Origin of the sequence: Virgibacillus sp. LDC1 (genome assembly GCF_025792345.1) — a bacterium.
In the GTDB taxonomy this organism is placed as follows: Bacteria; Bacillota; Bacilli; order Paenibacillales; family Paenibacillaceae; genus Paenibacillus_AQ; species Paenibacillus_AQ lautus.
The window spans coordinates 1,587,483-1,602,010 of sequence record NZ_JAOXLZ010000001.1 but is presented as its reverse complement, the minus strand read 5'-3'; the positions used below and the strand labels follow the sequence as shown (position 1 = coordinate 1,602,010).

Annotated in this window: 11 protein-coding genes; 7 read left to right on the top strand and 4 right to left on the bottom strand. The window is 48.6% G+C overall.

Features of this window, described 5'->3' with window-relative positions; genetic code table 11:
• Positions 1 to 53 precede the first annotated feature (53 nt).
• The 5 genes from OHJ21_RS07285 (at position 54) to ureC (ending at position 6,386) form a co-directional block, all read left to right on the top strand.
• Entirely contained in the window at positions 54 to 1,559 is a 1,506-nt protein-coding gene (locus tag OHJ21_RS07285) for a spore germination protein (protein ID WP_486019677.1), read from the top strand.
• 6 nt (positions 1,560 to 1,565) lie between these two features.
• Positions 1,566 to 2,642: a GerAB/ArcD/ProY family transporter gene (locus OHJ21_RS07280; RefSeq protein WP_486019676.1), complete on the top strand. Its 1,077-nt coding sequence runs from the start codon at positions 1,566 to 1,568 to the stop codon at positions 2,640 to 2,642.
• A 6-nt stretch (positions 2,643 to 2,648) separates the two neighbouring features.
• Positions 2,649 to 3,755 (top strand): Ger(x)C family spore germination protein, encoded by a 1,107-nt coding sequence (locus OHJ21_RS07275; protein WP_486019675.1) that lies wholly within the window; start codon positions 2,649 to 2,651, stop codon positions 3,753 to 3,755.
• 277 nt (positions 3,756 to 4,032) lie between these two features.
• Entirely contained in the window at positions 4,033 to 4,677 is a 645-nt protein-coding gene (ureA, locus tag OHJ21_RS07270; RefSeq protein ID WP_100537026.1) for an urease subunit gamma, read from the top strand.
• On the top strand, positions 4,674 to 6,386 hold the full coding sequence (gene ureC / locus OHJ21_RS07265; protein WP_486019674.1) for an urease subunit alpha: 1,713 nt from the start codon (positions 4,674 to 4,676) through the stop codon (positions 6,384 to 6,386). Before ureA ends, ureC begins: the two co-directional genes overlap by 4 nt.
• A 128-nt stretch (positions 6,387 to 6,514) precedes the next feature.
• Here ureC and OHJ21_RS07260 read toward each other — a convergent pair whose 3' ends face one another.
• Together OHJ21_RS07260 and OHJ21_RS07255 are read right to left on the bottom strand one after the other, a co-directional pair.
• On the bottom strand, positions 6,515 to 7,588 hold the full coding sequence (locus OHJ21_RS07260) for an acyl-CoA dehydrogenase family protein (protein ID WP_486019673.1): 1,074 nt from the start codon (positions 7,586 to 7,588) through the stop codon (positions 6,515 to 6,517).
• Between the two features lie 75 nt (positions 7,589 to 7,663).
• Positions 7,664 to 9,475 (bottom strand): DUF3658 domain-containing protein, encoded by a 1,812-nt coding sequence (locus OHJ21_RS07255; protein WP_486019672.1) that lies wholly within the window; start codon positions 9,473 to 9,475, stop codon positions 7,664 to 7,666.
• Positions 9,476 to 9,684: 209 nt separating this feature from the next.
• Here OHJ21_RS07255 and OHJ21_RS07250 point away from each other — a divergent pair, with 209 nt between their 5' ends.
• Positions 9,685 to 11,040: a glycosyltransferase family 2 protein gene (locus OHJ21_RS07250; RefSeq protein WP_486019671.1), complete on the top strand. Its 1,356-nt coding sequence runs from the start codon at positions 9,685 to 9,687 to the stop codon at positions 11,038 to 11,040.
• Here OHJ21_RS07250 and OHJ21_RS07245 read toward each other — a convergent pair.
• Complete coding sequence (locus OHJ21_RS07245) at positions 11,014 to 11,217, bottom strand: hypothetical protein (RefSeq protein WP_100537022.1); 204 nt, start codon at positions 11,215 to 11,217, stop codon at positions 11,014 to 11,016. The genes OHJ21_RS07250 and OHJ21_RS07245 overlap by 27 nt on opposite strands.
• Positions 11,218 to 11,241: 24 nt before the next feature.
• The gene (locus tag OHJ21_RS07240) at positions 11,242 to 11,673 is read right to left on the bottom strand and encodes a hypothetical protein (RefSeq protein ID WP_243390669.1); all 432 of its coding nucleotides are present in this window, start codon (positions 11,671 to 11,673) and stop codon (positions 11,242 to 11,244) included.
• A gap of 241 nt (positions 11,674 to 11,914) precedes the next feature.
• On the opposite strand from OHJ21_RS07240, the gene OHJ21_RS07235 reads away from it, so the two are divergent.
• Positions 11,915 to 14,524 (top strand): glycosyltransferase, encoded by a 2,610-nt coding sequence (locus OHJ21_RS07235; RefSeq protein WP_486019670.1) that lies wholly within the window; start codon positions 11,915 to 11,917, stop codon positions 14,522 to 14,524.
• Positions 14,525 to 14,528 lie beyond the last annotated feature (4 nt).

The following is a 14,528-nucleotide window of genomic DNA, read 5'->3' as shown; positions in this document are numbered from 1 at the left end:
GGGAAAAGTACACACACTGTGACAGACTATGCAGGAATCCGAGGTGAAAAGGCGTGAGGATGAAACAGAAGTTAAAATCCATGTTTCTGGTTAGCCATGAACATTCTGAAGAAGGCCATACTCACGAAAATCAACAGGACCCTAACCCCCAAGAAGAAGTTGCACTAACGCTGCAGCATATCATGGATCAATTTGATAATGCCGCCGATTTTGTCCATAAAACCTATCATAAGGAACGTTTGCATGTACTGTATTTCAGCCATTTGGTCAATGAGGATCGGCTGGAGCGTGACCTGCTCCCTCCATTATTGAAATCTGAGATGCCGTTGGAGCTGTTAACAGAGCAATCCCAATTTAAACAAGTAACGGAAACCAAAAAATGCGTGGAAGGCATTCTTAGCGGTATGGCGGCTATCTTTTACGAAGAAAATGCATACCTGATCGATGTTATTTTCCCGGTATCACGTACGGTTGCCGAATCCGAAACGGAGTCCATCATTATTGGTCCGCACGAGGCGTTTACGGAACAAGCTTATACCAATCTTTCGTTGATCCGGAAGCGAGTGCAGAGTTCTCATCTCAAAGTCATTAAATTGTCCGTTGGTGAAGTGACCAAATCTGATGTCTATGTTCTTTACATCCAAGACATCGCCAATGAGATCTATGTAAAAGAAGTGATAAAGCGAATTAAGGATATCGAAATCGATGCTATCCATGATGCGAACATGCTGATTCAGTGCATTGATGATGATCCGTATTCGATCTTTACACAATTTCTGACCACCGAGCGGCCGGATACGATCGCATCCAAGCTGGTATCGGGTCGTATCGTCGGGATTATGGACGGGAGCCCCACCGCCTTCAGCGCCCCGGTCAACTTTTTTGAATTTTTCTCGTCTTCCGACGATTATTACCAAAGGTGGAGCATAGGCACGGCAACCTTGTTCCTGAGGTTTGCAGCGCTCATGATCACGGTGACGTTGACGGCCCTTTACGTCTCGGTAACCTCCTTCCACTATGAGATGATTCCGGAGAATCTAATCCTGACACTGACAGAGTCCAGAAGTAAAGTGCCCTTCCCCCCGATTTTTGAAGCGCTCCTGATGGAGACTACCATTGAGCTGCTGCGGGAAGCCGGTGCCAGACTACCTACCAAAATTGGACAGACCATCGGCATCGTAGGCGGTATCGTGATAGGTCAGGCTGCCGTGCAAGCGGGATTAACCAGTAACATACTGATCATTGCTGTTGCCTCTTCTGCTATCGCTTCCTTTGTTATACCCAATTATGTCATGAGCGCATCCTTTCGCCTCTTCCGTTTTGGGCTTATTGTAATGGCTGGATTATGGGGGAATATGGGGTTGGCTCTTGGCTTGGCCTATATCGTCATTCACTTAAGTGGTTTGACGAGTGTCGGCTCCTCCTATTTGTCACCCATTGCTCCTTTTGAGCCCTATGACTGGAAAGATGTATTCTTGAGACTGCCTTTTTCCACTTTGGCCAAGCGGCCAACCCAAGTCAAAGCAAGAAATAAAGTGAAGTTAAAAATGAAGAGGTGAGGACAATTGAAAGAAAAACTATCCCAATTCCATACCGCGATCCTCATCTACATGATTCAAACGGGTGTCTATGTATTCAGCATTACCCAGGTAGAAGCCCATTATTTCGGAACAAATGGTTGGCTAATCACCATCCCGGTGTCCCTTATGGTCTGTCTGAATATCTACATGATGTATTGGGTGTATCGGCTGGGCCAAGGACAGTCCATTTTCGAAATATTAGAAAAAAGTATTCCCAAGTTCATTCTGGTCCCCTTCTATCTGGCGATTAGTACGGTATGGGCACTTATTGGCTGTCTCGTTGCCAAGGAGTATGTACTGATCTTTCAGATGTTCGCGTTCCCAACAACCAACCCCATGGTGTTCAAGATTGCGATCGATGTTCTTGCATTTATACTGCTGACCAAAGGGCTCTATAACATTTCCAAGGCTTCGACCGTTTTCTTCTGGACCACCATCTGGATGAGCTTGCTTATGCTATATTACGTTGGGGAATTCAAAATCGAGAGATTATCCCCCTATATTTTTAAAGACGGTTACAGCATGACCGAGGGTCTTTTTCAAATTTATTTGGCGTACTTGGGTTATGAGCTGTGCTTACTTTTGTTTCCCTATACCGATAAGAAGACCAAACTGTTCAGAGCGGTATTTTATGGAAATTTAATTCGTACGGTATCCTATACGCTCTTGGGTTTTGTTTCGTTTGGCGTAATTGGCTCGGATATGCTTAAAGTCATGTTATTCCCGTTACTGGACTTGCTGGCTTATATCAAGCTTCCATTCGTTGAGCGAATCGAGAATCTTTTCTACGGCTTTTTCTTGTTTACCACCCTCATTACCCTGGTCCTTTACTTCTGGGCGGCTGGCGAAAGCACCCAAAGAGTTTTTCCAAAGGTCAAAATCCATGTCCACTATTTTTTTATCATTCTGGCAGCTTTGCTCATTTCCTACATTCCAACGGTATTGAACACAATCCGGGAGTGGCTTTTGTTTCTGGGTTATATCCAGATTGGATTCGCCTACATAATGCCGTTGATATTAATACTTCTGCTGTTATGGCAGCGGCGCAAAAAGGCAGCGTGATGTGATATGTTAAAAAAATGTACGTGCTTACTCCTACTGCTGTGTATCATCCCTGTATCCGGCTGCGGGGATCAACGCATTTTGGAAGATCTAGGATTCATCCAAACGACAAGCTATGATTTGCTCCCGAATGGCGAGTTAAGCTTCTCAGTCTCGATACCCCAAGCCGATCCAGAGACATCCGCTAAGCGTGAAGTGCTGACGGCAACAGCCAAGAGCAGCAAGGAAGCGAGAATGATCATGTCCAGACAAACGGGGATGCTGCTGGTGAGTGGACAATTGCGTAATGTGCTGTTTGGTACTTCGTTGGCGGAAAGCGGATTGCACGGTCATCTGGATACCTTGTTTCGGGATCCCTCCATCTCTTCGCAGGTAAAAATCAGCGTGGTTGAAGGCAGTGCAGGTGAATTGCTCATTGACGATTACAAACAGCACCCGCGAACCGGCAGATATATCGATATGCTGCTTGAGAAGGAAGCACTCGGGCAGACTATTCCCAAGGTCACGTTATTTAATTTCGCCAGGGATTTTTTTGATCAGGGCGTAGACCCTGTTGCACCGATTCTTAAGAAGCATGAGAACAATTACATTACAACGGATGGTATCGCCTTATTTAGAGATGATCGTTATGTTACGAAGATTGAACCTCAGGACGCATTGGTCTTCGCTTTTCTGAAAGACAAATTCCGAGAAGGCCAAATTAATATTGATCTGACGGAGATTAACGGCAAGCAGGAAAACGTCATGTTCAGTTCATTGATCAGCACGCGAAAAGTCAAGATCACCCGCGGAGTACAAGGCGTTGAGAAGGTTACGTTTCATGTCAAGGTTACCGGCTCTGTTCTGGAATACATCGGTGATGCCAGGTTAAACAACGAGCGGGAACGGCGTGAGCTGGAGCAGCGAATCAGTCAATATATTTCAAAAAAAAGCGATGCCATGATTGCGTTGATGAAAAAACATCAGGTGGATAATCTCGGAATCGGCAGTCATGTTCGAAATCGGGTTGGCTATGAACAATGGAAAAAAATGAACTGGCGGCAGGAGCTTCAAAAGATTCCGGTGGAATGCACGTTTGATGTGCATATTAAAGATTACGGGAAGTTTCGATAAATAGTAAAAGGCCCTTACTAAGGTCTTTTTCGTATTTTTAGGTCAGCCAGAGATTTCTGGTTGGCCTTTTTGTGCCTAACAAAATCCTCTATCACGCTTGGAGATCATCAGAAAACGAAGTGAATTCAATGTTATATAATATGACATTAATGTTGACTATTTTTTTGTATAGTGCTACATTTATCCAAAATAAATGTCTTATCGCTTCAAACAGTCTCTATTCACCTCATTTAATGTTATGTATTGTAACGCAAATAATGCAAAAGGAGTGGCTAGGATGCACCTCACTTACCAAGAAAGAGACAAATTATTGCTTTTTCTCGCGTCGGAATTAGCGCAGAAACGTTTAGCACGCGGGTTGAAATTGAACTATCCGGAAGCGGCGGCACTCATTTCAGGTTTTGTTGTTGAAGGAGCTCGTGATGGTAAGTCTGTAGCCGAATTAATGGAGGAAGCGCGTCATGTGCTGTCAGCCGATCAAGTGATGGACGGGGTGGCCCACTTGCTTAGAGAAGTTCAGGTCGAAGCCACCTTTGTGGACGGTACCAAGCTGGTCAGCGTTCATGACCCGATTCAAGGCGCTAACGTTTCATCCGGCATTATTGCAGGCGAATACGACCTGCGAGATGCGCCGATCGAGCTGGTACCCGGCCGCCCTCGCATTACGCGCGAAGTTACGAACAGCGGAGACCGCCCGATCCAGGTAGGTTCGCACTTCCATTTTTACGAATGCAATCCGGCCCTGCAATTCGATCGAAACGGCACGCAAGGTTATCGACTCGATATCGCTTCCGGATTATCGACCAGGTTCGAACCCGGGGAAACCTTGGAGGTCACTCTTGTTCAAATTGGCGGCAGCCAGGAGATTCACGGTTTTGCAGGTTTAACGAACGGAAAAACCAATGGGGTGGTGAGCTTATGACAACAATCGATCGTGCTACCTATGCCAGCATGTACGGGCCTACGACAGGGGATCAGGTTAGACTCGCCGACACCTCCCTCTGGCTTGAGATTGAGAAGGATTATACCGTCTATGGAGATGAATGCGTGTTTGGCGGCGGTAAAGTGATACGTGACGGCATGGGCCAGCATCCTCTCGCGACCCGCGCGGAAGGCGTCCTGGATCTGGTCATTACGAATGCCATCATTATCGATACTTGGGGGATTGTTAAAGCGGATATCGGGATCAAGGACGGGTTCATCAGCGGTATCGGAAAAGCGGGGAATCCACTCATGATGGATGGCGTCACCGACGGGATGATTATCGGTGTAGGCACGGAAGTCATCTCCGGCGAGAACTTGATCGTAACAGCCGGCGGCGTGGATTCGCATGTGCACTTTATCAGTCCACAGCAAGTCGAAATCGCGCTTCAAAGCGGTGTCACTACATTTGTTGGTGGAGGTACCGGGCCTGCTACGGGAACACTGGCAACCAATTGTACTTCTGGGGTATGGAACCTGCAGCGAATGCTGCAAGCAACGGATGCCCTTCCCATTAATATGGTTTTTCTGGGCCGCGGGAATAGCAGTCGTCCGGAAGCGCTGGCCGAACAAGTCCATGCCGGTGCGGCTGGACTCAAAATCCACGAAGACTGGGGCAGCACGCCCTACGTAATCGACAAGTGCCTGAACGTCGCCGAGGAACTGGATGTGCAGGTTAACATCCATACCGATACGTTGAATGAAGCGGGTTTTGTTGAAGACAGCTTGCGCTCCTTTAACGGCCGGGCGATTCATACCTACCATACCGAAGGTGCAGGAGGCGGTCACGCCCCGGATCTGCTGCGAGTAGCTTCCATGCCGAATGTCCTCCCCTCCTCGACCAGTCCGACCATGCCCTATACGGTGAATACGATTGACGAACATCTGGATATGCTGATGATTTGCCATCATCTCGATCCGCGTATTCCCGAGGATGTTGCCTTCGCCTCCTCCCGGATTCGGGCAGAGACGATCGGAGCTGAGGATATTCTGCATGATATAGGAGCGATTAGCATGACCAGCTCCGATTCGCAAGCGATGGGCCGTGTTGGCGAAGTCGCTATCCGCACATGGCAAACGGCGGACAAAATGAAACAACAGCGCGGCCCGCTAGGATCGGATACGAAATCGGACAATTTCCGAATCAAGCGCTATATTGCCAAATACACCATTAACCCTGCCAAGACCCACGGCATATCCGATTACGTCGGCTCCATCGAAGTCGGAAAAATGGCCGATCTCGTACTCTGGAAACCCGCCTTCTTCGGAGCCAAGCCGGAGATCGTGCTGAAGAGCGGCATGATTGTCCATGCCGTCATGGGCGACCCCAACGCGTCGATCGCCACACCGCAGCCTTATATGTATCGGCCGATGTTCGGCAGTTATGGCGGAGCCCAGGCTGCGCTAAGCGCTACTTTCGTATCCCAATCCTCCCTTCAGTTGGGTACGCTTGATCCACTGGGATTGCGGAAGCAGCTCCTGCCTGTCCGGAACTGCCGAACTGTGAGAAAAACGGATCTTATTCACAATGGAGAGACGCCGGAAATTATGGTGGATCCGGTGACCTATGCGGTAAGCGTTAACGGCGAAAGGCTGACAAGCGCCCCATCTTCCCACCTGCCGTTATCGCAGCGTTATTTCCTGGTTTGACGACCTGGTTTGTAAGTCCTATCAAATGAAGCGAATGAAGACATCTCTGTCAAAGCCAAAAACATAAAAACCATGAGCTGCCTGGTATGCAGCCCATGGTTTTACTTCGAAATGGCTTTAGTTCTCAATCAGAAGCTTCTTAGCAGCGCATGCGAGCATGCCGTCTGAAGGTCCCTCCAGCAGCGATTGATTTCGGCGTCTTCCATCGCAGCCGATAAACCCAGCAGCGGGAACACCTGCTGGCCGCAGGATAACGCGGTTTGGGCTGCTGTTATGCTTCGGGCGGTTACCTCTGCTTCTGTTGCATTTGATAATTCACCGTTACGCAGCAGCTCCTCCCATGAGCCTTCCACCGACTCATAAAAATCCGAAACAGATTGCTCCAACGCAGCTTTACGCTCCTCCAGCTTGCCGACCACATGAGAAGAGCCTCCCCTCTGTGTCGCAAGTGATTCTGCAGCCTCAAGGAAATGCTCAGCGATGCCGGCGGCGACTCCGGCAAAAGATACTTGAGCAAACGGAAGGAAGGGATATTGATAGATCGTTTCGTTCTCATACCCTTGGGTTTCCGTAAGTGAGAACGTCATCTCAAACGGCACGAAAGCATTCACAGCGGAAATCGTATGACTGGCCGTTGCCCGCAGCCCAAAGGCATTCCAATCCTCCAGAATCTCGATTTGACCAGGATTCAGGATAAAGGATCGAATTAGGGACTGATTCTGATCTGCAGTCAGTTCGCCAGTCGCGTCTTGTACCGTGAAACCCGGTTCAATTACTGCATTGGCTGTAAAGGTCGTAGCATAGGTAGAACCGCTGCAATACTTCCAGCTGCCGTTCACAATAAATCCGCCGTCCACTTGTCTTGCCGTACCTGTCGGCATCCCGCTGCCCGCAATCACCGCTTCTCGGTGTGCGAATACGCGGCGGCTCACCTCCCGGCTCATCAGTGAAGCGAAGAATCCTCCACCTGCCCCAATCGTAACCAACCATCCCAGGTTACCGTCGATCCTCGCACTCTCCTGAAAAATGCGCGCAGCCTCCGGCAGCGAGGTCATTCGTCCCTCAAGCTCATCGGGCACAAACAAGTGAAACAATCGATGATCATATATCGTTGCCAGCACTTCGGGTGTTACTTGTCTATGCTTGTCCATCCCAAGCGCTTGTTCTCTTATGGTTTGAATCTGATGTGCTGTAAATAGCATAACTCCACCGCTTTCCACTATCATTTCTCTGTCTAAATAATATAACGATTCCGACCTTGTACGAATGTCCTTAATCTATTCTTTCGGAGCCGTTTCATCGATCTGGATTAACACCTTCTCCAGGGAACCCATGAAGGACACGCGTTGTTCTTGATGATGTTGATACACGACCAACAGGCTGTCGATTTGAGATTGCAAGCTGCTCTTTAAGGCTTCCGGCTTGGAGGATACAGATAATCCCAGATCATCTGCATCCAGCTGCCGGATTTCTTCCATCAGAGCTCTCTCTGCATGGTTGATCTCCACCATCTCAAGCAGCAGTGACTTCAGCTTCACGACCTTCGCCAGGCGCTGTTCATTACTCCACTGCTCCTCGGGGGTCGAAACATCCACAAGCGATACGCTGTAGTGTCGCATGGCATCCAGCTCGCCAGAGTAGGTTAAAGCTCCTTTCTGTATCAGGTGGCGAACCCGATACTCGATAAAGGAGTCGGATACGGTTAAAATACCCATTCCGATCACCTCGCCAATGATGCGGGCTGATTTCTTGAAGAACCCGTGTCTAGCCTCAAGACGATAAGCGGCTTGCAGTATATCTGCATCATAGTAAGATTCAGGAACAGTGTACAACCGCTCGCCTTGAAGGACGCGCAGGAACCCATCGTCGTTTACGAGACGCTGCCAATCCGCACGATAGCCAGCCTGATCCTGCGGCGACAATGGAACATGCTCGGCTGTGTCCAGCACGTTTTGAAGTTTATCCATAGCTAACTCAAACGTACCTCGATACGAAATGTTCGGGTTTTGCTTGTGAAGAAAACTTGTCGCATTCACCAACCTAACATCGAGATGGCCCGGAATCAGTGATAACAGTCTGCGCAGACCAAGTTGTTCCGAGGCGGAATCCCCTGCCCAAACCAAGCACGGCACCTCCCTCAGCTGCTCGGGCCAAGTAAGCCAAGCGAAGGCTGCTTGCAGCATCCCTAACTTCCTGTCATCCGCATGCCCAATGCTATACCGCTCCATAAACCATTCATTTCGGATGGCAAACGAACGGGAGAAATCCTCATCTTTCGGAAGCGGCCCAACCATGAGATCATCGCCCAATGTAACTACGATTTCTCCTGGTTTCGATCGCAGCATCATCTTTAACGACCCTGCGGTTGAATCGTCGAAGGCAATATGGACACGCGAAACATTCCCGCGATGCATCGGGGATTCGTGCAGGTAGGCTTCATTCCCCATCGCCCACTCTTTATCGAATAACTGGAGAAAGAGTTCGAGACTCTGATGCTTGCCTTCTGCCAGCAGTCTTGCTGATTCCGTATTCATCTTGTCCTTCAGCTTCAGAAGCTTTTCATAGAAATGGTTCATGGCTGTGCTTTTGCCCTTTCGATATTCCTCTCGTGTCATATGCTCCCGAAGGGGAATGAATGGATCATACATGCTTTGCCCCTTCCATCCGGAATAAGCAAATGTTCGGGCAATCCCAATAGCGCCTATCGCATCCAGACGATCTGCATCCTGTACAATTTGGCCTTCCAATGAACGCATTGTACTTCCTGTTCCGCCCGAAAATGACATCGTACTGATAATCTCCAACACGTTCTCCTGGTCGGAAGCTTCCACACCGGCTTGTTGCAACCAATGCTGAACCCGTTCGTAACCCGCTTCCTTCGATTCATTCAGCTTCTCGTCGGCTACATCATGGAGCCAAGCTGACAATTCACATATGTATGCATTCGCACCTTCAAGATATGCCAGGATCCGCGCGATTCGGGTGACACGCTGAACATGCCACCAATCGTGACCGCTTGAATCCTGTTCGAGAACAGAACGCGCAAATTGTTGTGCTTGCTGAATGATTTGACTATATGTCGATTTCATCTGAATCATTATCCCCCATCCCTGGCTGTCGAACTCTAAACTCTATTATTCCCGATTTACCAGAACGTCGCAACAAAGAGTCGGTTTCAGGCAATAGTTTGTATCCCGCGCGTGCATATGGGCATATGATAAACAGATTGTGCTATCCATTCGTTTAAATCCGTATACAAGCCGTTTCCATAAGGATCGAGAAAGGAACGATAACGACCATGCTCGTGTTTATTCTTCCAGGTTTAAATCCGCATCTAAGCGAGTATACATTATCCACGGTTAAGCGATTTATTTCTAATGCGCGTCCTATCGTGGTTCAAATCGAAGAACAATCTGCAGCTATAATGAATGAAGCCCTATCCCGGGAAATGGATCCGTGGTTTATGACACTCTATGCCGGAGATGCTGTACAACCTCATGCCGAGAAAGAAATCGAACGGTGGCTGCAAACCTGCACTGACCGCTCACCTGGCTTTAGTGTGAATCCCGTTACGATCATAGATCAACCGGCCGCTAGTTACAGACCTGTTCCATCCTTCCGTTTTCCCCGCGGTCCCCTGTTATGGCGCACGAAGATTGTAATGAAGGAACAGACACCGGGTTTTACGACGAGGGATCTGCTGCCATTCCAAAAATACGTGTTGATCGATAAACAACTCCAGTTATCAACCCGATATGAGTGGACGGAAATGGTTTCCGATGGAATCTTATATCCTCATCGCATCGCCCCTGCCTGGATGAAAGAACCGGAAGAATGGAACGCAGTATCACCAATTCTTCAAGCTGCAGCCCAAGGACATACACCAACATTAAGAGCCGCCACTCCTCCAAAGGTGACGATTGCTCTGTGCACCTATAATGATGGCGAATATCTTCCTTGGGCTGTCCGATCCGTATTGGCACAGACCTGTGGGGCTTGGGAGCTTGTCATTCTGGATGACGGTTCATCCGATGAAGAGACGACAGCTTATTTGCAGAGACTGCCTGTGGATCCCCGAATGAAGTTGGTCCGTTTGGAGGAAAATTCAGGGAAGTCCCGAGCACTGAATCAAATTCTGAATATGGCGACAGCCCCCTGGTTATTGGAGCTTGATGCCGATGATTGGCTGCCCCCCCATGCACTGGAAATTCTCTTACGGGAAGCAGAGAGTGTGCAGAACGCTGCCGTCATCTATGGTGACCATATGGAATGGCTTGAACGCTCAAATAAAGAACTGGTATATCAAGGAGTTAAGGCTGCGCCTTTTCCCCTGTCTTCCCTATTGCTGCTGAACGATGCCCCGGCTGTTGCCCCGCGCATGTTCAATGTCTCTATAATCAAGCAGCAGAAAGGCTGGGACCATAATACCCTCTATGAAGGAAGACTGTATGAAGATATTGGGCTTTTATTCAAGCTATCCAAAACCAGCAAGCTTCACCATGTCCCGGAGGCGCTTTACCACCGAAGACTAAGAAAAGCCAGCATGACCCATCGCTATCCCCACCGCTATCTGGCATGGAAGAGCTCTTTAATAGACAAGTTAAATGAATCGGAATTGGCAAATCACTCAGAGGGGCAGAATGCGCACATATGAGATCGTATCATTAAATACGGTGACCACTTGTGAGGTAGGGATATAATTCGAGCTCACAACCTCCACCGTAATTAATCCGTTTGCCGAGGAACGCAACTGCCCCTGCAGAAATTGATTGGTCTGAATAACCTCTACCGTCCTGCCCACGAATGTAGCCAGAATTTCTGAAAAATCCATTCTGTTCTCCCTCCTCTCTTTTATCTAAGCGATAGACAACAGACTGCGGAACGGAATGATGTCTATGCTGCCGTTCGGCTCGGCAATCTGTATATAATCCTCACCGATGGCTATGAGCGTTCCGAATACGGAACCTGCCGTGGTTACAATAGTAATCCGAGTATTCAGCCTTCCTCTTAATAAAGCAAGGACACCGCTGCTTTGTCCTACTTCTAAACCATTCACCTGCTCCTGCAGCGCATTGATGCGTGCACTCACCTGCTCCTGCTGCGCGATGATGCGTGCATTCAACTGAGCAATCTGTAATCGGATCTGTACAATGCTGCGTATGAGTTTGCGACGTAGAATCAGGATTTTCCTCCACACCGAATGAGAAGGTTTCGCCTGCTTTTTCTTTCTTCGGCCAGTGATTTCCTTGCACTCACAATCATGACCAAGGTTCCAATATCTCCTCACAAGAGCTTCCTCCCTTTTTGTAGTTCATTGGTACCTTATGTTAGCGTCGGGACAGTGGTAACTCGGAATGTACAAAGATAAGAAAATGGCCTAAAGCTATAGGCTTCAGCTGTCCATGGCTCGAGGAATGCTTCCTGATCATTAAAGGATTTTCCGCTGCACCTGGTGTTCTACCCATACAGATGTTTGGGATGATACATATTTTGTTAAATAGACCATTGCACCAGTGAGGAGGCTAATCTTGAATAAAATCAAGCAGCACCGCCGACGCAAGTCTACAACCCATCGAGCCGCATCACGTCGCGGGAAACATCGCCGCCTGAACCTGAAGTACAACCGCAAGAAGCCAACGGCTTCCCCGCTCGCTCCCGCGGTCTCATTCCCAACGACGTACTCGCGGTCCGTACAACACATGGAGCCTGTCTCTGTTCAGTCAGCCACAGCGGCGGCTACGCTGACTGCCGAGAAGATCGGGCCAAAGACCAAGGCCCTATACGATGTTATACGTTTTCCCGTTATCGATTGGCAGTTTCGATGGCAGCGGCCCCAACAACTGTCTGAGCAGTTTGCGCAGCAGGGGCACCGGGTGTTCTATGTAACTCCGGAGATGATTAGCATAGGTAAAGAAGATACATCCAGAGAAGAAATCAGTCGCCAGGTAAAGGTCAAAAATATTGATCGGAATATATGGCTTGTCACCTTATGCGCGAATCGACCGTTAAATCTATACCAAGATGAAATGGATCGTTGGGATATTCAGTATTTAAAATGGTCGGTTGAATATGTTCGGGATAAATTCGGACTATCCCAACTGGTCTCGATTGTGGATCTCCCGTTCTGGACTCCGCTTGTTACCGCGATGGATCAGCATCATATCGTCTACGACTGCATGGACCATCATGGCGGCTTCTCAACGAACGACAAATCCATGCTCCTGCTGGAAGAACAGCTGCTTCGGGAAGCAGAGCTTGTGGTGACAACCTCTCAGCATCTGTATGATTGGGCCGCCCATTACAATCCGGCCACTGTACTTATCCGCAATGCAGTAGATTCCGATTACTTCTCGAAGCCTCCGGATGAGGTTCTGCCCGAACTTGAATCCATCCATCAGCCCATCATCGGTTACTACGGGGCTATCTCGGACTGGTTTGATATTCAACTGGTGGAATCACTGGCCCGAAGCCGGCCGGAATGGACGTTTGTCCTCATTGGACACACCTTTGGCTGCGACACCTCGGGGATCGAGGAGCTGAGTAACGTATTATTGCTGGGAGAAAAACCGTATCATGAACTTCCGGCGTACCTGCATCGGTTCCAGGTTGCTTTAATTCCGTTCAAGAAGAACGAACTGACGTTAGCGACCAATCCCGTCAAGCTGTATGAATATTTGGCAGCCGGTAAACCCGTCATTTCTACGGAACTTCCTGAAGTAAGGACGGTTGCAGGTAACATCGTCACGATTGCCGATACGGAAGTGCAATTTGAAGAGGCGATTGAAGCAGCTCTGCTTGAGTCCGAGAACAGCGCAATTGAACAGCGGCGGCAATTTGCCGAATGCAACAATTGGTCTCAACGTTATGAAGCACTTCATGATTATATTGTGCAGCATCTATATCCCAAGGTCAGTGTTATCCTGGTTGTTCATAATAACTGGTCCTATACGCAGCAATGTCTTCAACGACTCCTCCAACCGGGTCACTATCCTAACCTGGAGATTATCGTTGTTGACAATGCCTCGAAGGATCAGACATCCTCCTATCTCGAGAGCCTGCGTCATCCGTTGATCCAGGTGATAACCTCGTCTACGAATCTTGGTTTTGCCGCCGGCAACACCCTGGGGTGTGAGCACGCCAACGGAGAATTTATCGTCCTGTTAAATAACGATACACTTGTTCCCGACGGAAGCTGGATCTCTCGTCTGCTCAGACCTTTTCAAGAGGATGCCAAGCTTGCTATGACAGGTCCGATGTCCAATCATGTGGGAAATGATCAAGCGCTGGATCATTTTATAGGGGATGCTGTTCAAGGTGCCCATCCACGTTGGCTTACCGAATTCTACGAACGTTATCGGCGAAAATACCGATATACGGATCTGCTTGGATTTTTCTGCGTAGCCATCAGGCGGAGTGTGTGGGAACATGTGGGTGCACTGGATCCCGCTTTCGGCCTTGGAATGTTTGAGGACGATGATTATTGCGAGCGCGTCAGGAATGCCGGGTACCGCCTGGCCATCGTTGAAGATGCCTTTGTATATCATCACGGCAGCGTTACGATCAATAAGCTGAATAATAATGTCTATAACGAGTTATGGAACAAGAACAAAGCTTATTATGAACAAAAGTGGAACAAACCGTGGAGAATGCCAAAAGGGCCGAATAGTATTTTTCATTTAGTGGATCGACCGGCCGAAATCGCCTCCAGAGTCAACCAAACCGGGAAGAAAGTAGTCCTGGTGCTCGGACTTACCGTATGGGAAACCAATTCCAGGCGCTGGCAGCAGATCGTGAAGGGATTATGCGAGAACGAGGACCTCTTGGTGATCGTGTATACCCATCTATTTCACAGCAATCAAATCGTGGGAACTCGAAAAATAGGACCCCAGCTGTATTTTACAAACCGGATCGATTTGTTCTCTGAGGTCAGGTTTGATCTAGTCATTTATTGCGGCTCTACGGATATCCACCCCCAGGTCCATTCCGTTCAATACTGGGCTGATTCCTTAAGCTATCATGAACAACAGCTCAATTCCCTGCATACTAAAGTATCGAAGCTGCAAGTATTGGAACCGATCGGTGTGTCTCAAGCGGTTAGCCATCTGTGCTTGTCTGTTCATGAGGTAATAGAAGGATAAGTTA